The organism is Aquamicrobium sp. LC103 (genome assembly GCF_001014615.2).
GTDB lineage: Bacteria > Pseudomonadota > Alphaproteobacteria > Rhizobiales > Rhizobiaceae > LBCQ02.
The window spans coordinates 88,721-108,909 of record NZ_LBCQ02000015.1; the positions used below are offsets into that span (position 1 = coordinate 88,721).

20 protein-coding genes and 1 pseudogene are annotated in these 20,189 nt (G+C 59.7%); 6 read left to right on the forward strand and 15 right to left on the reverse strand.

The window, feature by feature from the left end; translation table 11 throughout:
- The first annotated feature begins 11 nt into the window (after positions 1-11).
- Positions 12-437: an NAD-dependent epimerase/dehydratase family protein gene (locus tag XW59_RS25405; RefSeq protein WP_246666217.1), complete on the forward strand. Its 426-nt coding sequence runs from the start codon at positions 12-14 to the stop codon at positions 435-437.
- 142 nt (positions 438-579) lie between these two features.
- Positions 580-1,542, forward strand: coding sequence for an AraC family transcriptional regulator (locus XW59_RS25410; RefSeq protein WP_047148696.1), 963 nt, complete (start codon positions 580-582; stop codon positions 1,540-1,542).
- A 208-nt stretch (positions 1,543-1,750) separates the two neighbouring features.
- On the opposite strand, the gene XW59_RS25415 is transcribed toward XW59_RS25410, so the two are convergent.
- The 3 genes from XW59_RS25415 to XW59_RS25425 form a co-directional block, all read right to left on the reverse strand.
- The gene (locus XW59_RS25415; protein WP_047148697.1) at positions 1,751-2,266 is read right to left on the reverse strand and encodes a hypothetical protein; all 516 of its coding nucleotides are present in this window, start codon (positions 2,264-2,266) and stop codon (positions 1,751-1,753) included.
- A 144-nt stretch (positions 2,267-2,410) separates the two neighbouring features.
- Complete coding sequence (locus tag XW59_RS25420) at positions 2,411-2,902, reverse strand: hypothetical protein (protein ID WP_136068508.1); 492 nt, start codon at positions 2,900-2,902, stop codon at positions 2,411-2,413.
- 110 nt (positions 2,903-3,012) lie between these two features.
- Positions 3,013-3,465, reverse strand: a complete 453-nt coding sequence (locus tag XW59_RS25425) for a hypothetical protein (protein WP_136068510.1) — start codon at positions 3,463-3,465, stop codon at positions 3,013-3,015.
- Between the two features lie 130 nt (positions 3,466-3,595).
- Between XW59_RS25425 and XW59_RS25430 the strand changes: the two genes are divergently transcribed.
- Positions 3,596-4,924, forward strand: coding sequence for an amidohydrolase family protein (locus tag XW59_RS25430; RefSeq protein WP_047148700.1), 1,329 nt, complete (start codon positions 3,596-3,598; stop codon positions 4,922-4,924).
- A gap of 139 nt (positions 4,925-5,063) precedes the next feature.
- Here XW59_RS25430 and XW59_RS25435 read toward each other — a convergent pair whose 3' ends face one another.
- From XW59_RS25435 to XW59_RS25445, 3 genes are read right to left on the reverse strand one after another with little or no spacing between them, the layout of a single operon-like run.
- Complete coding sequence (locus XW59_RS25435) at positions 5,064-6,500, reverse strand: MFS transporter (RefSeq protein ID WP_082137834.1); 1,437 nt, start codon at positions 6,498-6,500, stop codon at positions 5,064-5,066.
- Positions 6,501-6,524: 24 nt separating this feature from the next.
- Complete coding sequence (locus XW59_RS25440; RefSeq protein WP_136068512.1) at positions 6,525-7,469, reverse strand: hypothetical protein; 945 nt, start codon at positions 7,467-7,469, stop codon at positions 6,525-6,527.
- 33 nt (positions 7,470-7,502) lie between these two features.
- Complete coding sequence (locus XW59_RS25445) at positions 7,503-8,273, reverse strand: glucose 1-dehydrogenase (RefSeq protein WP_047148702.1); 771 nt, start codon at positions 8,271-8,273, stop codon at positions 7,503-7,505.
- Between the two features lie 109 nt (positions 8,274-8,382).
- Between XW59_RS25445 and XW59_RS25450 the strand changes: the two genes are divergently transcribed.
- A complete protein-coding gene (locus tag XW59_RS25450; protein WP_047148703.1) occupies positions 8,383-9,279 on the forward strand; it encodes a LysR family transcriptional regulator in 897 nt (298 codons plus the stop codon).
- Between the two features lie 456 nt (positions 9,280-9,735).
- Here the strand turns inward: XW59_RS25450 and XW59_RS25455 are convergent, their stop codons facing one another.
- Positions 9,736-9,987 (reverse strand): hypothetical protein, encoded by a 252-nt coding sequence (locus XW59_RS25455; protein ID WP_136068514.1) that lies wholly within the window; start codon positions 9,985-9,987, stop codon positions 9,736-9,738.
- A 62-nt stretch (positions 9,988-10,049) separates the two neighbouring features.
- On the opposite strand from XW59_RS25455, the gene XW59_RS25460 reads away from it, so the two are divergent.
- Both XW59_RS25460 and XW59_RS25465 read left to right on the forward strand, forming a co-directional pair.
- Positions 10,050-10,559: a lipocalin family protein gene (locus XW59_RS25460; protein WP_047148704.1), complete on the forward strand. Its 510-nt coding sequence runs from the start codon at positions 10,050-10,052 to the stop codon at positions 10,557-10,559.
- A gap of 32 nt (positions 10,560-10,591) precedes the next feature.
- Positions 10,592-10,999: a pyrimidine dimer DNA glycosylase/endonuclease V gene (locus XW59_RS25465; RefSeq protein WP_047148705.1), complete on the forward strand. Its 408-nt coding sequence runs from the start codon at positions 10,592-10,594 to the stop codon at positions 10,997-10,999.
- A 329-nt stretch (positions 11,000-11,328) separates the two neighbouring features.
- Here the strand turns inward: XW59_RS25465 and XW59_RS25470 are convergent, their stop codons facing one another.
- The 8 genes and pseudogenes from XW59_RS25470 to XW59_RS25505 all read right to left on the reverse strand — a co-directional run bounded on the left by XW59_RS25470 (position 11,329) and on the right by XW59_RS25505 (position 20,189).
- A complete protein-coding gene (locus XW59_RS25470; protein ID WP_047148706.1) occupies positions 11,329-13,371 on the reverse strand; it encodes a sulfatase-like hydrolase/transferase in 2,043 nt (680 codons plus the stop codon).
- Positions 13,372-13,426: 55 nt separating this feature from the next.
- On the reverse strand, positions 13,427-15,307 hold the full coding sequence (locus tag XW59_RS25475; RefSeq protein ID WP_052958533.1) for a GMC family oxidoreductase: 1,881 nt from the start codon (positions 15,305-15,307) through the stop codon (positions 13,427-13,429).
- A gap of 246 nt (positions 15,308-15,553) precedes the next feature.
- Positions 15,554-15,775: pseudogene (locus XW59_RS25480) on the reverse strand (dihydroxy-acid dehydratase); the annotation flags it as partial.
- A 70-nt stretch (positions 15,776-15,845) separates the two neighbouring features.
- Complete coding sequence (locus XW59_RS25485) at positions 15,846-16,754, reverse strand: NAD(P)-dependent oxidoreductase (RefSeq protein ID WP_047148792.1); 909 nt, start codon at positions 16,752-16,754, stop codon at positions 15,846-15,848.
- A 31-nt stretch (positions 16,755-16,785) separates the two neighbouring features.
- Complete coding sequence (locus tag XW59_RS25490) at positions 16,786-17,940, reverse strand: fumarylacetoacetate hydrolase family protein (RefSeq protein ID WP_047148708.1); 1,155 nt, start codon at positions 17,938-17,940, stop codon at positions 16,786-16,788.
- Positions 17,941-18,042: 102 nt separating this feature from the next.
- Positions 18,043-18,369: a putative quinol monooxygenase gene (locus tag XW59_RS25495; RefSeq protein WP_047148709.1), complete on the reverse strand. Its 327-nt coding sequence runs from the start codon at positions 18,367-18,369 to the stop codon at positions 18,043-18,045.
- Positions 18,366-19,445 (reverse strand): isocitrate/isopropylmalate dehydrogenase family protein, encoded by a 1,080-nt coding sequence (locus XW59_RS25500; protein ID WP_348639334.1) that lies wholly within the window; start codon positions 19,443-19,445, stop codon positions 18,366-18,368. Before XW59_RS25500 ends, XW59_RS25495 begins: the two co-directional genes overlap by 4 nt.
- A 42-nt stretch (positions 19,446-19,487) precedes the next feature.
- Positions 19,488-20,189 (reverse strand): RraA family protein, encoded by a 702-nt coding sequence (locus XW59_RS25505; protein WP_047148794.1) that lies wholly within the window; start codon positions 20,187-20,189, stop codon positions 19,488-19,490.

The following is a 20,189-nucleotide window of genomic DNA, read 5'->3' on the forward strand; positions in this document are numbered from 1 at the left end:
AGCATTCCATCATGCGCATTTTTGTAACTGGGGCCGCCGGCTTTGTCGGTTCGGCCATAGTCGAGGAGCTGATTGGTGCGGGTCATCGTGTCGTCGGATTGGCACGGTCGGTCGCGACTGCCTCGGCGTTGCTCGCCGGCGGCGCCGAGCCGCTGCGTGGTGACCTGGACGATCCCGAGATCTTGCATGCGGACGCGGCCGGCGCGGATGGCGTCATACATACCGCGTTCAATCATGACTTCTCCAATTCCAGGCAAGCTGCGAAATGGATGGCGGGTAATCGAAACGTTGGGAGCCGCACTCGCCGGCTCGGACCGCCCGCTGATCGTCACTTCCGCCATAGGCATCCTGCCGCAGGGCGAGGAGGTCGACCGGCCCGGATACTTTCACGCCCGCGGCCCGAACAGCACTGGCTGGGCTCTGAAGCTGATACGTAGGTGGTATCGCGCTGGAATGACGGGCGGGCGCAGCGATACCGCATCCTGGGAGACTACAATCGCACATGCCAACTACGTGATTGGGAAATCGCAATCCATGCTGGCAATCTCGACCATATTTTCACGCTCGCCCGGAGAGCGCATGGATCCATTGTCGGAAGTGCTCTCGCTGCTAAAGCCACGCGGTTATCTTTCGGCCGGCTTCGACGCCGGCGGCGAATGGTCCATAGAATTCTCCAATCAGCATGACACGATCAAATGCTATGCTGTCGTCTCCGGTGGATGCTGGCTCGCGGTCGAGGGTATTTCGGAGCCGGCACGCCTTGAAGCGGGAGATTGCTTCGTATTGCCGACCGGGCGTCCCTTCCGGCTGGCGAGCGATATGGCGATCCAACCGGTTGACTCCAAGACGGTCTTTCCACCGGCACGTCCCGGCGGCGTCGTTCGTGTCAACGATGGCGGCGGGGTGTTTCTGGCGGGCAGTCGCTTTGCCGTATCCGGCAGTCACGCCAGCCTCCTGCTGGATCTGCTTCCGCCCATCGTGCACATCCACAAAGAATCCGAACAGACGGCATTGCGCTGGTCGGTGGAGCGCATGATGGAGGAGATGCGCGAGAGCCAGCCGGGCGGTTTCCTCATTGCACAGCACCTCGCGCACATGATGCTCGTACAGGCGCTGCGCATGCACCTGAGCGACGAGCTCAACGGCAGCTCCCGCTGGTTCGTGGCTCTGGCGGACAAACAGATCGGGGTCGCGATCAAAGCCATGCACGCGAACCCGGCATATCGCTGGACCCTACAGGAACTCGCCGAGCGCGCCGGCATGTCACGCTCGACCTTCGCGCTGAGATTCAGGGAGACGGCTGGCGAAACACCGATGGAGTACCTCGCGCGCTGGCGCATGCTGCTGGCTGCGGACAAGCTTGAAAACTCAAATGATCCCATCGCGAGAATCGCGATCGCGCTCGGCTATGAATCGGAGAGTGCCTTCAGCACCGCCTTCAAGCGCGTCATGGGCTGCGCACCCCGGCAGTTCGGGCAGGGCCGCCCGCCGGTTGCACCTCCGCTCAATGCGGCCAATCGCTCAGGGCAAGCCGCGAAATAGCGTGAGGACTACCGTCCTCGTCCGCCTCATGCTGTTCATCTGCATCGCGATACCGCTGGGCTTCGCCTCGCGGCGGTATCCGCCGAACCTCCATTGGAGGTCGATACCGCAAGGAAGAAACCTGGAAGATCGCTGGATGCAAAAACGCGTCAACCACCATCCTAGCACTATCGCTCAGGCATTTGCGGAAAAGCTATTCTGGAAGAAGTTACAGTCCGATGAGCGACCCTTTTAGGGCCTCCAAGACCTTCACAGCGTTGTCTCGGGCAATTTCCGTGGTCTTCGCAGAGGACTGGATCGTCAGCCTGTCGCCACCCTTCACGGCGAAAATGTTCACGCCTGATTGGCCGCCGCCAAGGTTTCGGAGTGTGACCTGCCTGGCGATGGCTGTCCCGGCTTCGATTTCCTCGATCTTGCAAATCCCTTGCTTCGTACAGACGTCCTCGAGTTCGGCGATGTAGGCTTCATCAGTCCGGTTCGCCTTGCCGATTTCGTCTGTTTGTCGATCGAGAGTCACCGAAACGATCTCGTCTTCATCCATGCCGCAACAAGATATGCTCATATTGGTAGGGGTTGCCCAATGATATGCCTCCTTGTCAAATTTGGCTGCGACGGCTTTCTCCAGCGTCGTGAGATCGTGGATTTCAAATCCCTCGGCGAACGCTGCGGTGCCAGACAATGTAAGCGTCATCCCGACAATTGTTACGAACTTCGTCAGTCGCATCGTCTCTCCATTAGCGGTCGGCCTACCTTCACCAGTCTGCGCCATTTGCTTATGGCTTTATTTGGGAGAGCTGTGGAGAGGAATAACGCAGACATAGTTCTGTTTCTTCGTTCGCCTCGAAGACACGTCCGACCTTTCTCAGTTTTATATTGATCTGAGCCACCCCTCACCATTGTCGACGGTCGAATCTCGACATTGCGCGATCGCTTCGCCCGTGATCTGAACGGTCGGGTAGGCAGGAAGATCCGGCTGAGGGTCGAAGTGAATTTGTGAGACGTAGCGCATGAAATGATTGCCATGCGCATCGGATACGTTGTGGCGGAAGCAAAACGCGACATTATCCGTCCGCCCGCAATAGCGTGCGGTTACAACCAGCGCTTTTGACGACCTTACCCATTCTTGCTTCATCCAAGGCTGCCGGAATTTTTCGACCTTGTCGATCGTCACATGGTGGACCCGACCGCCGCGAGCGCAACACACCTCAGCGTGCCATTTCAATGCGGCTGATTGCGCTGCCGTCTTCAACGACAAATCGGTTACGCCGCCTGAGGCATCGATGTGCCGGGCTGGCAGGCGCACCACGACAAAAATCTCATCCGTGGGCGCCGACCAACCCGACGTCCACACCTGGAACATCCTGGTTTTCCCAAACATCCTATTTTCGAAGGCTGCAGCCACATCAAGCAGTGAACGATTGCGCATCCGTCATACCCTTCATGTAAATCTTCCGAACCTCCAACCGCCCGTTATAAAGAGACGTCCTCACGTGCTCCTGCGCTGGTCGGAGGTGGCGAATACCCATCCTTGATCGCCGGCAGGCGCAACAGTTCGCTTTTCGTCCATTCATAGGCTGCCCGCGTCACTTCTCGGTGATTGTCGAAATTGATCATCGAGGCCCCGGGGAACGCGGGCGGATTAAGCACGAGATCATCCGGTTCAGCCGTAAAGTTGTAGTTCTGGTGCACCAGCATGGTTCGGTAAAGCATGGTGACGATGCTGGGCATGCGCTTGCGCGATTTGCCTCGTTTCAGAAAAGAGCGGATGACTTCCGACCGGCCTGGCAGGTCCGCATAACCAATATTATTTAGCCGACGAATATTATCTCGTCCAAAATGCACGACTACATTGGGACCTGACTTTAACTCCCGCATCACATCCAAGGGCGCATCGTTCATGATGCTGCCATCGACGAGCATCATACCGTCCTCGGTGATGAAGGGAGGCAACACCCACGGGCGCTGCGCATGGCTCGTGCGACGATGATTCGTCGGCAGAAATCCTTGTGCGAACTATTGAGATATCGCATCTTGGCAAGGTGGAGGATCAAGCATGCTAAAATTGTTGCAAGGCCTAGTCTGCGGCGTTGCGCTGCTGGCGATAGATGGAGCGGAAGCCCACGCGGATACCGTGCTCTTCGAAAACGTAAGAATCTTCGACGGAAAGGGAGCGACTTCTCTTTCGGCGCCGTCAAACGTGCTGGTCAATGGCAATCTGATCGAGCGCATCTCAACCGATCCCATAGAGATCGAAGCCACAAAGCGCATTGCCGGCAACGGGCGCACGCTGATGCCGGGGCTGATCGATGCACACTGGCACGCCATGCTGATCGCGACCACTCCGCTGGAGACGATGAACGACATCGGCTTGGCCTATCTCGCAGCCGGCGACGAGGCGGAAGACACGCTGATGCGCGGCTTCACCACGGTTCGCGACGTCGGCGGGCCGGCGTTCGGCCTCAAGCACGCGATCGACCGGGGCTTCGTCGAAGGGCCGCGCATCTATCCCGCCGGAGCCATGATCACGGTGACCAGCGGCCACGGGGATTTCCGCCAGATGAGCGACCTGCCGCGGAAGCCCGGCTTGTTTACCCCAATGGAGATAAACGGCGGCAGCATCGTCGTGGACAGCCCCGACGAGGCGCGCCTGCGCGCCCGCGAGCAGATGATGCAAGGGGCCGTGCTCTTGAAGGTGACGGCGGGCGGCGGCGTGTCGTCGCCCCACAGCCCGCTCGACGTCACCACATTCACTTTGCCGGAATTGCGGGCTGTCGTCGAAATCGCCGAGCATTGGGGCACCTACGTCGCCGCGCACGCCTTCACGCCGGAAGCGATCGAAATGTCGATCGAGGCCGGCGTGAAATCTATCGAGCACGGCTTTCTGATGACCGAGGACGACGCCAAACTGATCGCGGAAAAAGGCATCTGGCTGAGCCTGCAGCCGCTCCATGAAGCGATGAGGACGGGCCTCCCGGAGGGTTCGGTCGAACGGGCCAAGGCCGAGGAGGTATGGCCCGGCATCGACCGCACCTACAGGCTGGCGAAGAAGTACAAGATCAAGACGGCCTGGGGCACCGACGTCCTGTTCTCGCGCGCGATGGCCGCACAACAGGGAGCAATCCTTGCCTCGCTCGGCCGCTGGTACACACCCGCCGAAGCGCTCACGATGGCGACCGGCACCAATGCCGAACTGCTGGCGCTGTCCGGTAAGCGCAACCCCTATCCGGGGAAGCTCGGCGTGGTGGAGGAAGGCGCGCTGGCCGACCTGCTGCTCGTTGAGGGCAATCCGCTGGAAAACCTCGACCTGGTGGCCGATCCCGAGAACAATTTCAAGGTCATCATGAAGGACGGCGCGATCTACAAAAACACGCTTTTGAATTGATCGTGGCGGCGTATGAACACGCCCGATCATACCTGTTGCGCCGGCGCCTTCATGACCAGAAACCGCCCGTCTGCTAGCGACCGCAAATCAGACCTTGGGACCAACAGGATGTGCACCCGAAAGCAGACGTTTCTTGCGTCTACCGTGTTGTGTCTATGGACGCCAACCGAAAGGGCGATAGGAGCAGCGCCAGACCACTCGCTAGCATGATCGTGCCAGCGAGAGCGAGAGCCGCATTGTTGCCAAGCTCCAGAGCGATCCACCCCCCAAATGGTGCGGCTACAGCGATGAGACCCCAGTTTATCGACCTTATCGTGGTGTTCATGCGTCCGCGCAAGCGCGAGGGCGTCAGGGCATTCCGCAGGCTCATCTCCAACGGACCTCGCATCCCCAATCCGAATCCGTAGAAAAGCTGGACGACGCAAAGCCCAACCACTCCGATATCGCTGGGCGCAATAGCCGCAGCGAACCAAGCGAGCCCGGTAATGAAATCTGCGGACAGGATAGCAACACCCATCCCAATGGCGCGCGCTATTCTCTCAGCGAGAGCCGCGCCGACAAGTCCTGCCATGCCAGCACATGCCAAGGTCAATCCAATCGCGGCGGCGTCCAAACCCAGGCTTGATGCGTAAAAAATATATACCGTTCCGGCCACGCTGTTTCCAATAAACCAGACGTGGAGGCAAAACGCATAAGGTGCGAGGACCCGGTGCCTGTACACCCAGGCGATGCCCTCCCGCAGGTCCGCGAGGATCGACGTCCGCTCGGTTGAGCGCTCGCCGGCAGAATTGGGTACACGCAAGAGCAGCAGCGCCGAAGTGCCATAAGTCGCGGCGTTGGCGAGCATTGCAAACGGAGCACCGGCGAGACGAACGAGAATTCCACCCAGCAAAGGCCCTAATGTCTGTGCGAGAGTATATGTCTGGCTCAGCTTGACATTGCCAGCAGCGAGCAGGTGCCGTGGAAGAAGGTCCGCCGTATATGACTGGTGGGCGCCCCCTTGCAGTACCGCAGCCGTGCCGAGAAGGAAGACGAGGAGGGCCAGCAAGGTCGGGGTGAGCAGTCCCAACAATGCCAGTACCGCAATAGTGGAGAGAAGACAGCTGCTAGCGACATCCGTAGCGATCAGCAAGGACCGTCGGCGCAAGCGGTCAACGACAACGCCTGCCAGGAGCCCAAAGAGCAGGGATGGCAGCCATTGCGCTGCCCTTACCCAGCCGACCTCAAGCGGATCGGCGGACATGGTTTCGATCAACAGCAATTGCAGGGATAACGTGAAAATAGAGGTGCCAAAGTTCGAAAGGCCGTCGGCAACCCAGAGCCGGAGAAACCCTGGATGACCAACCAAACGTCGAAGCGAGACAGGCCCCTCTTGATCATCAATCTTGTGCATTGCGCCTGAATGCCGGAAGAGTATGAACGATATGTTCGTGGTAGCAGGGCAGACCCATTGCCGGTCGAGGCCGCCGCCACCATTCGGTATCGGCGCCTGCAGGCGTATCAGGCTTGCAACTGATAGCGACGCTAAACCAACGCGCGTGAACGTCCTGAGCGTGGTGCAGGCTCGCAGCGACATTGGTTGCCGCCGCGAGCCGCCGTCTTAGCTCAGTGGGACCACAACTATGTGGAAGGAACCCGGACGCTGATCTCCTAGGCCGTCGACCATCCGATGTCTGATGTGCGACTCGGTGACATAGGCGGTTCCATCATCAGTAACCGTAAGGTTGACGGGGCTCCTCAGACCCTCTGCGATTACTTCGATATTACGTTGACCGGCCGCAAGTGGATCGGCAATCCGCAGCACCCGGCCGTTACCCGATTGCACGGCGCTTTCGAGCAGGATTAAGGACCCGTCCGGCGCAAACCGCATGCCGTCCGGATTCTCGATCCTTCTTGCGAGTTCTAGTTGCCGCAGGTTGCCATTCTCGTACAGGTAGAGCTGGCCAGAGCTGAAATTGCCGATTGCAACCGTTCCATTCTCGGCCCTTGCTATGCCGCCTGCGCCGATACCGGTTTCATCGGTTAACCGGTCATCCTGCAACACAGTTTCGAAATCCGTGCTGCCGCGAACCAGACGCAGCAACCGCCCGCCGTTGCTTTCGGTAATTAGAATGCTGCCTTCGGGTTCGACCGCTATATCGTTGGTGAAGCCGATCGTGAGCGGCGTGGTCTGAAGCACCTCGCCCGTATTCGCATCAAGTGCAAAAATGCGCGGAATGCGAGGCTCTCCCTCCGGAAGGAAATCGGGCGAAGCACCCCAAAGTACGTTGCGTTCTCTGTCTAACCGAAGCGATGTGCCGGCAAAAATGTCTGGGGCTCCCTCATGTAGCCTCGACCATTCGCCACCTGGTGAGCGTCGCAAAACGCCGCCTCGGGTGATCTGGCCAACATACAGCGTGCCGTCATTGGCATGGGTTATACCGTTCGGATAAACGCCACCTTCGGGCAAGGCGATACGCGCCAGTTGATCAGCCGAAGAATTGGCGTTTGCAACCCCCACGGTTAGCAGCATTGCGCAGGCGAGCGATGTCAGTATCTTGATCATGCTTGGTTCTCCGTTCTGTGGTTGATCGGTCGTCTAGGCTCTGTGACCTGGAATGGTGTAGCCGCCATCGATCAGGATGTTTTGGCCCGTCACAAACCTCGCGGCGTCTGAAGACAGCCAGACGACCACATTCGCGACGTCCTCGGGCGTCCCCAGACGACCGGCAGGCGTGTGATGAATGAACGGGCGGGTGGCGTCGTTGTCGGCTGCGGCGAGCCGGAACATTGGCGTGTCGATTATGCCGGGATTGACGTTGTTGACGCGGATTCCATCAGGTGCCCCCTCCTGCGCGAGCGCACGGATCATCCCGTCAAGCGCCGACTTTGATGCCGAGTAAGCCGACGACCCAGGAAATGCGCCATGGGCCAGCCATGAGGACGTGTTGACGATCGATCCGCCTTTTCCCGAGCGCATGGCGATCATCTGATGCTTGCAGCATAGCCATACCCCTTTCAGATTGACGGAGATGGTCGCATCGAAGTCGGCTTCGGTCATATCCCTGGCCGGCAGGAAGCTGCCGAGAGTGCCCGCATTGTTAAAGCACGCGTCGATGGCGTCGAATTTGTGGAGCGTCGTTGCCAATAAGTTCTCAACATCGACATTGGCCGAGACGTCGGTGGGGACAACCAGTGAAACAGCGCCGTGGGCGTCGACAAGCTCGGCGGTCTCTTCCAGCGCACACGTTTGGCGTCCGGCAAGAACGACTCCGCGAGCGCCAGCCCTGGCATATGCGACCGCTGCTGCGCGACCAATGCCGGAACCGGCTCCCGTGACCAATGCTATGCGACCTGCAAAATCAGACATTCAACTCTCCTTTCAATCGATGAAAGGGGAGATGGGCGTCTTTCTCCTGACAATTAATGGGCTATTGTGCCATCAACTGATGCTGTACCAGCAACAATAAGGGCTTGGTATGGAAAGGCCACTGGCGAGCGAGAGCCTAGCGGAATTCGTCATGGTCGTCCGCAAGACAAGTTATGTAGCCGCTGCCCGCGCGCTTGCCCTCCACCCCTCGGTCCTCAGCCGCCGGATCAAGGCGCTCGAAACTGAGGTGGGGGTGCGCTTGCTGAACCGCGACACTCGTAATGTGACGCTGACCGAAGCAGGCACGGTTTTTTTCGAGCACGCGATAGACGTCCTTTCCCGACTCGACGACGCTCGCGCTGCCGTATCGCGCTACGCGGAGCAACCGGCCGGCATGCTGCGCCTCGCCCTGCCGAATATATTCGGCCAGACCCAGGTCGCTCCGCGCCTACCAGCCTTCATGCGCACTTATCCGCATCTACGCTTGGATCTGCACTTCAGTGATCATGTCGTCGATCTTGTGAGCGACCGCTTCGATGCCGCCGTGCGTATCGGCGCCAGCGAAAGCGGCGGCGATTATCGGATCAAGAAGATCGCAGAGAACGACCGTTTCTTGGTAGCCTCTCCGTCTTATGTCGAGGCCCACGGAAGCCCTATCCACCCGGACGAATTACAATCACACCGCATGCTGCACTTCTCTACCCTCGTTCATGGTGCGCGTTGGCGATTCAGCGGACCAAACGGTTCCGTGGACGTCTCAGTCGATCCTGTCTTGAATTCGGACAACGTCGCGGCATTGCATCATGCAGCTCTCGCCGGCCAAGGCATCGCCATTCTTGCGGGCTTCGTCGCAGGACCCGACATCGAGGCCGGTCGGCTGGTACCGGTAATGGAAGAATACAAGCCCGCGCCCAGCACAGTCTCGGTCATCTATCCCCGCGCACCGATCGTTCCAAGAAAGGTCCGAGCGTTCATAGACTTTATAAGTGCAGAATTCTCTGTCTAGTCGCCGAATGGCTGGTGCTCGCGCACCATCGGCCTCATGCTGCAATTGCAGTGAGCTAGCGCTGCAAACCTCGCGATCGTGTGTAGCGATTGGACCAGACGGCCGCATTTTACATCTAGTCGCCAAAAGCGGTCTGGAAGGAAACCACCCCTCCAATGCGAAGCAAGGGGCAGGGGTAGGCTAGGACCTCTTAATGGACGTAGAGACTTGCCTGTTCTACCCCTGAAATCGGACATTTTGATCTCTTTTCGCGCCAACTCTAAGGTGACCCCATGCTTAGGCCTTTTGTCCCTTCGCAAGATCACGAGGGGTCGAGGCAGTTCTACGAGGCTCTTGGGGGGCGACCCGAAGCTCTCCACTCTGCTTGGCGTTGTGCACGCTCTTTGGCGTCAAACTCGCAGTCGCTCCTGCTTAGGCGTAACTGTGGTACTTGACGCATCCCGCCGCCGACATATGTCAGCCGGATCGCCTCTTCGAATGAACGAAGGCGACGGGATCGACGTTCAGCGCAGGCAGTGCTCCGTCGATGTCTCCGCGTTCCAGGCTCTCAACGATGCGACCAAGCTGAACATCGGACACAATGTCGGCAATCGCCTTGAGAAAGGCTCGCTGGATGCTCGGCTCAAACTCTGACGCCAATGCCTCCAGTTCGTGTCGAGCGGTCGGGCGGCGAACCATTACGCTTTCACTGAAAAGGCGCTTCAACATTGCGATACCCTCCGGAACCGGCACCTAGCCGCCGCGTTGGTGGCATCAAGGAGACCCCACGAATGAACGATGTAATTGCTGTTCCGCATCTCGACCTCGATCGCTATCTAGGCCGCTGGTACGAGATTTGCCGCCTGCCGCTGAAATACGAGGACGAGACTGCTACCGACATCACCGCAACTTACTCGCTCGCGGATAACGGCAAGGTTCGCGTCGACAACCGATGCTTCGATGCGGAGGGCCAGCCGACGCAAGCTCTCGGCGAAGCCTCACCCGTCGACGAGGCAAACTCGCGGCTGAAGGTTAGCTTCCTGCCAAAAGGCTTGCGCTGGATTCCCTTCACTGAGGGTGATTACTGGGTCCTGAAGATCGATCCCGATTATCAGGTCAGCCTTGTCGGGACGCCGGACCGAAAAAACCTTTGGGTTCTTTCCCGTTCACCAGAGTTGCCACAGTCGACGACGCAGGAATATCTGGACGAAGCCCGGAGCCAAGGTTTCGATCTTTCATCGCTCATCATTCCGAAACATACCGGCAGAGAAGTCACAGAATCGATGCTAGAGGAGCGCTGAGCTATCCCTTCCATGTTGACGAAGTTGCTCGCGTGACCCGAATTAACTGCATCCCACCAGCCGAACTCACAGCGCAGCACCTTATCGCTGAATACCGAGAACTGCCGCGCATATTCCGTCTTGTACGCGCTGCAATCGCTCGCGGGGAACGTCCAGATGATCACCGCAACCCACATGAATATCGCCTAGGAGTAGGCCACGTCCGGTTCTTCTACTCCCGGCTTGGTTACCTTGCGAGACGTCAGGAAGCGCTGATCAAAGAGATGGTGAGCCGTGGCTATTCGCCCAACTTTACAGACCCTGCTGGGCTGCTGGCGGGAATAGCGGCTGAATGGTGTAACGACTGGACACCCTCGGAAGCCGCCATTGCACTCAACAGAGCTCGGATAGCTGAGCGTCACGGCGCAGGGCGCCCAGGATCACAGTTTGAAGGACCATGACACTGCTGCCGAACCCGAGCACAAGAGGCGCGGCAGCAAGAAAGCTGCCTAAACAAACTAGAATGCCTGATGATGGCGTCCTCAGGAGAGGCGCCAACAAGTCTCCAAACTATCCCTCACCACGAACCGGTGCGACCACCGGCACACCAGCTGCCGGCACCGTCAGATCGCGCACGATGGTGACGGGCCAACCGTTTACGGCGAGTGCGTCAAGCAGAGCACCGTCGAATGCGGCTGCTGAGGGTGTCATCGCCATGGCCAGACGTTGGACATCCTGGCGGCGAGCGACCCGGCTGCCATCAAGGTGACAGCGCAACGATTTCTATCTGCTAAAGAAGGTTTTGACGCTCCAGCCTCTCGAGTAGTGAGGCCAGCCGATCCGCCTCGGCCTGCACGGCTTTCCGGTCGCTGACATCGGAACGTACGGTCGGAGGCGTCGCTGTAACCTCGACAAGATTCGTCATCTCGTTAGGATCGCGATGGAGATCGTATAGCTCCCATTCCTGGGCAGCCTGCCCCGCGGGGTCGAAATATCGGGCCAGCTTATAATGCGCCGTACGCACGCAGCGTATATGGTTAGGTTGCTTAACAGCACCGGGTGTCATCGTCACTGGCCCTTTGCCGTATTTACCCTCTCGTACGGCATCGACTGTCTGCTCATAAACGCCAAATTGTTCAAATGCCTGACGTTGATGGGAATCCAACGTTACGGGTAAAGGCGCAGTGATCTCGTCATCGGTGATGAACAGGACTCCCTCGCGTGTTTTTCCATCGGGCTCGATCACCGTGTCATCCGGCCATTTCCCATAGATGAGCGGGGTCAGATTAACCCCCGGCAGCGATGGCACCGGGCGCCGTTCTGCCAGCCGGCGGTGGATCTCCGTCCGCTCGATCTCATCAACTCCTGCCAGTCCGAGCACTGTTGGCAGAATGTCGATATGGCTGGTGACAGCATCGACCTGACGTAGAACGGCACCCTGCGTTGGCTCTGACACGCCATTCGAAACTGCAAGCCGGGGATCGCGGATCACGACCGGCACATGCAGGGCCTCAGCATAGACCGAATGCCATTTCTCCATCATCATGCCGTGCGCGCCAGCATACTCGCCGTGATCGGCCAGGAAGATCACGACCGTATTGTCGGCCTGGCCAGAATCCTCAAGCGTCTTCAGTACGGCTTCAATGTGCTTGTCCACCACGGCGTGCAACCAGCCGTATAACTGGAGGAACAACCGGCAGTTCAGATCCGGATTGTCGGACAGGCGGAATGGGATGCAACTTTGCAGGGCAGTTTTCACTGCAAGCGCCGCAACCTCTTCCAGATCGTCTTCGGCTCTCTTGGCGACGCTCAATCCCGTTTTCGCGGCGAGTGCCAGCCCCATCTTATAGGCGTATTCGTGCTGGCAGCCAGGCTTGCCCGCCAACGTTTCGTCCTGGGTTGGAACTGCATTCGCGCAGTCTTGAGGAAAGCCCAAGGGATTGAGCGGTATCCGCGCGGTGCCGCCGGCGGGCGGTGGCATTACATCCTTCGAGCCCGGCACGAACAGGGGGCCGAAGATCGGTTGCGTCATCCGCTCAAGGCTCCCGCCATCCGGAAGTTCCACCGGTTGCGATGTTTCACCCGCGGGCAATGCCTGTGCGATAACGCCCGGATAGGTCGCTATATCGTGGGGATTGGCGAACGACACGACGGCAAGCCACGGCTTCGAATCCTCTGGATCGGGTCGCGCACCGTCAGGATCGCGTTCCACATCCAGCGCATAACGGCGAGTATAGTCGAGGCCCAAGGCCTTGCGGCGAATAAAGGTGCACGCCAGATCTGAAAACCCCGCGTCGCGGTACATCCCGAGGTCGTTCGGCAAAGGCCCGTGCGGTTCGGGGTACGATGTCTCCCAATCGTCAAAACCATAACGGTCGAGCGAATGGTCCGGCGGGTTGCTCACATGCCATTTGCCGAAATAATGCGTCGAGTAGCCCGCTTCACGCATCCAGGAACCAAGGGTCGGGATACCGTCCGGTTCAAGCCAGGGAAAAGCGGGGGAATCGCCGCTCTTGAACAGCCCACCGGTTTGCGTCACACCCGTGCGCGTACCGTACTGACCCGTGTAGATCGCCGCACGGCTGGGGGTGCACGCACTCGCGGCAATCGTATGGTTCCGCAACACAACCGCATCCTTGCGCAAGCGGAGCAGACCGGGAAAGAACCGCGCATAGGGATTGCTGTCATCCACCTCGCCCTGAAAGCCGAGGATCTCCTTCAGATCTGGAGTGAAGCCGCCTTCCGGACCATAGGAAAAGCGCGGAAAGCGGTACTGGTCGCAGGTGATGAGCAAGATGTTCGGGCGGCGGGAAGCGGTCCTGTCTGCGGTCATGGGGCCCTCCGGAATACAAACGGTCTGCGGTCTCTGCGTCTGGAAAGAGCGGCGCTCAGAGTATGCCGCCCCTTGCCGAACTATTGGTAGCAGGGACAGTCGATGGCATAAGATCCTCACTGCTCGCCACAGCACCGCGCGCTTCGGCAATGATCACTGTCGCCGCCTTCTCACTGATCATGTAGATGGGCAAAACGATGAATGTGCCAGGTATGTGCGGAAACACGCTCGCATCGACAACGCGAAGATTCCTGGTGCCTCGCACCCGGAAATCCCCGTCGAGCACCGCTTCGGGATCATCGCTCCCGCCGATCTTGCAAGTGCACGAACAATGATGCCCCCACGCCTGATCCCTGACCCATTGTGTGAGCGCCTCATTCCCTTGAATATCTGGACCGGGCAGCACCTCCCGCGTCACATACGGCGATCCATTCATCATGCTCCGCGCGAAGCCGACCGCCTCCACGACTGCGGCGATATCGCGGCCGTCGGTGTCGTTCCCCTCCTCGAAATAATGGAAGTTCACGTATGGTCGATCGAATGGATCGGCGCTTTTCAGCTTGACCTCGCCGGCCGTATTGCGGGTATGTGCTTTGAGGACAGCCCAGGTGAAACGGTTCCGCACGGGCTCGAAATGCGAGAAGTAACGCGGAAAATAGCCTTGGAAATGAGCGGCAAGGGCGAAAACGAATAGATCTGGATCAGGCTGATCTGGGCTCGACCGCTTGAGAAAGGCGAGCGCACTTCCGCTTGACGTGTAGACGCCAGTGCGTGTGGCCTGCCACTGTGCAAGCGCTGCGTCGAAGTCCGGATCATCGCCGAAGGTAGCGTCGGCGTTCACGGTCCAGTCGGAGTCCATCTCGAAGACGACCCCCACTTCATAGCGGTCCTGCAGATTGCGCCCGACGCCGGGCAGATTCACGCGCGCCGAAATTCCATGCTCGGCAAGATGCTCCTTTGGCCCGATACCCGACAGCATCAGCAGCTGCGGAGTGTTGAAGGTTCCGCAGGCAAGGATGACCTCTCGTGTCACGTGCACTTTCCCGGATGTCGGTTCGGTCACCTTGCACCGGACACCGGAACTGGGGTCGGCCCTGTAAAGATTCCGGCCCGCCAGATATTCTACGCCTACAGCTACGTTGTCGTCGCCATCCGCGAACAGGATTCGGGTGACGTATACACCGGTCCAAATTGTCAGGTTCTCCGGAAATTGCGCAGCCACCTGACGGATAAACTCGCGTGGACCGTTGCGGGCATGATCGGCGGTCGCGAGCGGAATTGTCAGATATCCCTCCCGGCCTTCTTCCGCGACCTTTCGCGTATTGGGATCGAGCAGCGGATTGATGGGGCCCATGGTGTGAGCCTGGTTCGCGACTCCCACGGCGTATTGCAAGGTTGTCTGGAGTTGCCAGTCCTGCGGACTTCCGCTGGTATCGGACTTTTCCGTGACGAGCCACCCGCTGCTCCCATGCCCGGTGGCAATAACTTCAGCAGGACTTAGATACTCGCAGCGCTCCAGCTTCTCGTAATATTTCCGCATCGAGGCCGCGTTCCAGGATTCGTCGCCGGTAATCTCCGCAATGCGGTCCCAGTCACTGTTCGAAGGGTATACGGTGATCAGGGCGTTGTGGGCAGTGCAGCCGCCCAGAGTGCTCGCACGTGGATAGAGAACCCCATCTTGGCTCGGCACGAATTTCGGGTCACGTTCCTGCTGCGCCTGGTCGGCGTAATGGCGAACGTAATAGTCCCATCGGTAAGTTTCATCCTCGGTCGAGAGGCCATTGAAACCTGGAACCGAATAGTTGAGGCTGTCCTCATCGCCGCCCGCTTCCATCAGCAGCACCTTGAACCCAGCCTTTGCAAGATTGGCGGCCAGGGGCCCGCCACCGGCGCCGGAACCCACGATGACATAGTCGAACTGAGCGTTGTCGATCACTGCTCCCTCCGTCAAAATCCTCCCCGCCTGAAGTATTGATAGTTTGCATGGAAGCTTACCTACATGTCCATCGAACAATTCCCATGAATTCTTACAAAATCTTACATTATATTTTCCTTTTTTAGATGTGAATAACTTAAAGAATATATTCGAGTATGATCTTCGGAGTTGCACACACCCTCGACACCCACAAACAGTCGCCACGGGGAGAGAGCGCGACACTCGAACCGTGTCTCACACTGGTTAAGTCAAGCGCCGTTCGAAGATGGGATGGGTCGGAAACACGATCGGAATACCTCCGGCGTCGTGGACACCGTCACGTACCCGCTGAACGAGCTCGACATGGACCCGATTGCAAGGCGTTAGATCACTGCCGCTCTGGACTATGCCGATCACTGGCCTGCCCGAGCGCTGTTCCTCCGGCGTGACACCGTAATTCATGAAGCGCTCGAGATAGAGGGCCGTCATGTTGAGATGGTCGGGATTGTCGAACAAGTCCTGGGAGCGCAATCAGCGGGTTTTCAAGTCGGTCATCGGTTCACGCACCGTTTGCGGTTGATTGTTCGTTGGATCGTTCGAGCTGGAGCAGCAAAGCGCTGTGATCCATGTCGCCGCCACCGCCGGCCACGAACGCATCGAATTGCCTGTGGATGTCCTGCGTCAGTGGCAAGGAAAGGCCGAGCGTTTCCGCAAGGTTCATCACCGCCTTCAAATCCTTCAGTTGCAGGCGGGAGGGTCCACCCGGTTCGAAACGACGCTGGACCATGCGCTTGCCGTGCAGCTCCAGGATACGGCTTTCCGCAAAGCCACCGCGGATAGCTTCGCGAAACGCTTCGCGCGACGCGCCCGCGGCTTCGACCAGCACCATCGCCTCGGCTACCGCACCGATCGTTATCGCTACGATTTGCTGATTGGCGAGTTTCGCGACTTGTCCGGCACCGTGCGGACCGACATGAACGACTCGGCCGAGCAATGCGAGGACGTCTTTGATACTCTCGATGACCTTGGCGTCGCCGCCGGCCATGATGGCGAGATTGCCTTCCGCTGCGCCCACGACGCCGCCGGATACCGGCGCATCGACATGGCGGACGTCGTTCCTCGCCAGATTGGCGGCATGGGTGCGGGCGGCATCAGGCGTGATGGAACTGCAATCGACGACGATGGAACCGGCTGCCAGTCGCGCCGCGAGACCGCTGTCGAACAGCACCTCGGAGACGGCGGCCGCATCGGTCAGCATCGTGAAGACGATCGTCACTCCGAGCGCGGCTTCCTCGGGCGTTGCCGCAAGTCGGGCACCGTGTGCGACCAATGACTGAGCCTTGGCGATGTTCCGGTTCCAGACCGTGACCTCGTATCCGCCGCTCAGAAGACGCCTGACCATGGGGGCGCCCATCAGGCCGGTACCAAGGAAGGCAATCCGCGCGCCCGAAGCTGTTGCCGCGTTCATGCTGGTCTCCTTCGTGTTTTGCCGATGCGGCTCACAGCAGTCCACGCTGCGCAAGGTTGGTCATCAGTGCGCCGAGGCCGAAATCCCATTCGGGGCAGTTATCCGACCGGTCGACGACGTTGATTAGCCTGCCGAACCGCGGCGAGGAAATCTCCACCCGGTCGCCAATCTCGTGGGTGAAGCCGAGGCCCGGGCCGTGCCGGTCCTGGACGGGGGCAAACAGCGTGCCCAGGAAGAAAACCACGCCGTCTGGATATTGGTGATTCCGGTTCAGCAGTTGCGACACGAGCGCTTCGGGCGTACGGCTGATCGCCCGCATCTGGCTCACACCTTCCATGCGGAAGCCGTCTTGGCCCTCGACCAGAAGCGAAACCTCCGCCTGCTTGACGTCGTCCAGGGTGAAACGATCGTCGAAGAGCCGAATGAACGGACCGATTGCTGAGGACCCGTTGTTGTCCTTCGCCTTGGACAGCAACAGTGCGGAGCGTCCTTCGAAATCCCGCAGGTTGACGTCGTTGCCCAGCGTCGCTCCGACGATCTCCCCGCGAGACGTCACCGCCAATACGACCTCCGGCTCGGGATTGTTCCACTCGGATTTCGGGTGAATGCCGATCGCGGCACCACATCCGACGCTCGACAGCGGTTGGGCCTTCGTGAAGATCTCCGCGTCGGGGCCGATTCCAACCTCCAGATATTGCGACCAGAGGCCCATGTCCTGCAGCAGCTTCTTGATCTCAGCGGCCTCCTGCGAGCCGGCCCGGACGTTCTTGAGACTGTCACCGAGCACGGGCGCAAGGCGTTTGCGAACCTCGCTGGCGCGGCCGGGATCACCCTTGGCCTGTTCCTCGATCACCCGTTCCAGCATGCTGCCGGCGAAGGTGACACCCGCGGCCTTCACCGCCTGCAGATCGGTCGGCGCGAGCAATTCGCCGACATCTCCCGACAGAAAGGCGTCCAGTTCCCCGAGATCGGAAAAACCCAGCGGATCGGCGATGTCGGCATGCAGCTCAGGTCGCTCCAGCACCTGGGAAAGGGTCGGCGCAAGCGTCGACAGATCACGCACGCGTCCCCGATGCAGCAGCACAGGACAGGGTCCGCCCGCCCGTGTCGACCATACTCTGCCCAGCAGCAACGCCCGTTCGGCGTCCTCAGGCAATATGAGCTCGCTCGTCAATTGGGCCGACATCGCGGTCCTCCTTGCTGGAATCGGTTTCAGACTGTGAGTTTAAGATCGGGATGGAGCAAGGCGCTCGGCAGGTTCTGGTAGCATACCGGCCGCCGCAGACAGTTACATGGTTACCGCCGAAGGCGGACTTTCCATGGACAACTCGATCACTCGTTTGGCAGCGACATAGTCGCCAATGGCCGCATCGAAGGACAGGAAATGCGGTGCTCTTAGATGAGCGTCGAAGGCGGACTTGTCGCGATAGACCTCATAGAGCACCACGCGCTCCTCGTCGTCGGCGCGCGACAACACGTCGAACACCAGACAACCCGGCTCGTCGGAAAGCGAGCTGCGTGCATTTTCCAGCATCAGCGGCATGAAGGCGGTGCGACAACCAGGCTTGAGATCGAACTCGACAAGTATGGTGTAATACGAAGCGTCTCTGGTCATCCCAACTCCTCGATGACTGCCCGCGTGATCTCTTTCGTGCCATCGCGGCCGCCGAACTCGAACGGCGTGATCCGGGCCGCATAGGCGCGGTCCACCGCGGCATCGAGAGCCTCGGCGGCGTCCTGTAGCGCCTGGTTGTCGCGCCGCGTTCCGAGCCATTCGAGCATCATCGAGGTCGAGAGGAGCATCGCGGTCGGATTAGCCTTGCCGCTTCCCGCAATATCCGGCGCGCTGCCGTGGCTCGGCTGGAACAGGCCGTGCTCATCGCCGATCTCTGCGCAGGGAGCCAGCCCCATGCTGCCGACGAGACCGCCGCCTATATCGGAGATGATGTCGCCGAACATGTTCTCCATGACGAGGACATCGAATTCCCAGGGCTTGCGCAGCAGATCGAGGGCGGTCGCGTCGATATAGGCGTGATCCGCCTTCATAGTCGGGAAGCCGGCAGCGCGTTCGTCGAATATCTTGCGAAAGAAAGCCATCGCCACGAAGACGTTCGACTTGTCGACGCATGTGACACGCCCGCTCCTGCCGCGCCTTTCCTGCCGCCGCTCGGCAAGGCGGAAGGCGAAGTCGAACAGCTTTTCGCTCGTCGCGCGAGTAATGACCAGCGTTTCCCTGGCTATCTGGTCGTTCTCGACGGTGCCCTTGCCGCGGGAATAGAATAGTCCTTCGGTGGACTCGCGGATGATGGCCAGATCTATGTCGGCCGCACGCGGATCGGCGAGCACGCTCGGTGTGCGCGGCAACCGGCGTACGGGCCGGACGCCGGCGTAAAGTTGGAACTCGCGGCGCATGTCGAGATGCGGCGCGATCTCGGTACCGTCGGGATAGCGGACATCCGGCAGGCCCATTGCGCCGAACAGAATCGCGTCCGCCTTGCGCGCAGCCTCGAAACTTTCATCGCTCAGCGCCACGCCCGTCCGACGGTACAAATCGGCACCGCCGTCGTGATATTCCATTTCCAGCTTGAAGCCGAAGCGTTTTTCCAACGCCGCGAGCACGTGCAGGGCGCTGTCCATGACTTCCACACCGATGCCGTCGCCCGGCATCATCGCGATCTTGATCTTTGACACTGTGAGTATCCTGTTGCTGCCCATGGGCACTTCGTTCTGACCTTAGATTGCCGAGCGTATATGGGCGAAGCGAGGGTTCGCCTTGAACACGTCGTGCCTCGCCCCCCCTGCCCGCAACTCGGTCCCGATCTTCTTCTCGATGCGAAGAAGTTCCTCGGTGTCCTCCACGATCTGGCCGACCACCGCGGCGGGTATGACGACGACACCGTCACCGTCGCCCACGACATAGTCGCCGTCGCGGATCTCCACGCGCGCGCAGGTCTGACCCGGCAGACGCACCGTTTCGCCCGCCACGGTCTGGCGCCAGCGGCGCGCGCCGTTCACCGGCGTGATCGTGCGCTGCACGCACTGCAGGCCGAGCTCACGGATTTCATCGGCGTCGCGGATGGCGCCATCGGTCACGATGGCGGTGCAGCCGCGTTGCTGAAGGCTGTAGGCGACGAAGCCGCCGAGCAACGCACCGGCCTGAAAGTCACCCGCCTCGATCACCAGTACCGTCCCCGGACGCGTAATCCGTTCCATCGTATCGGCAGCCACGGACGCCTTCTGCGTCCTGCCCTGCACGAACGGCTCACCCTTGAGACATGCGGCGCGCCCGGCGAACCGTTGCCCTGGAATCAGCGCGAACAGGTCGGAAGACAAGGCATGGTTGACCAGGCCGGCCTCATCGAGCACATCGCTGATCTGGCCGGTCTCCAGCACCGAGAGCCGCTCGAGGAAGGGGTCGTTCCTTTCGATCGTCAT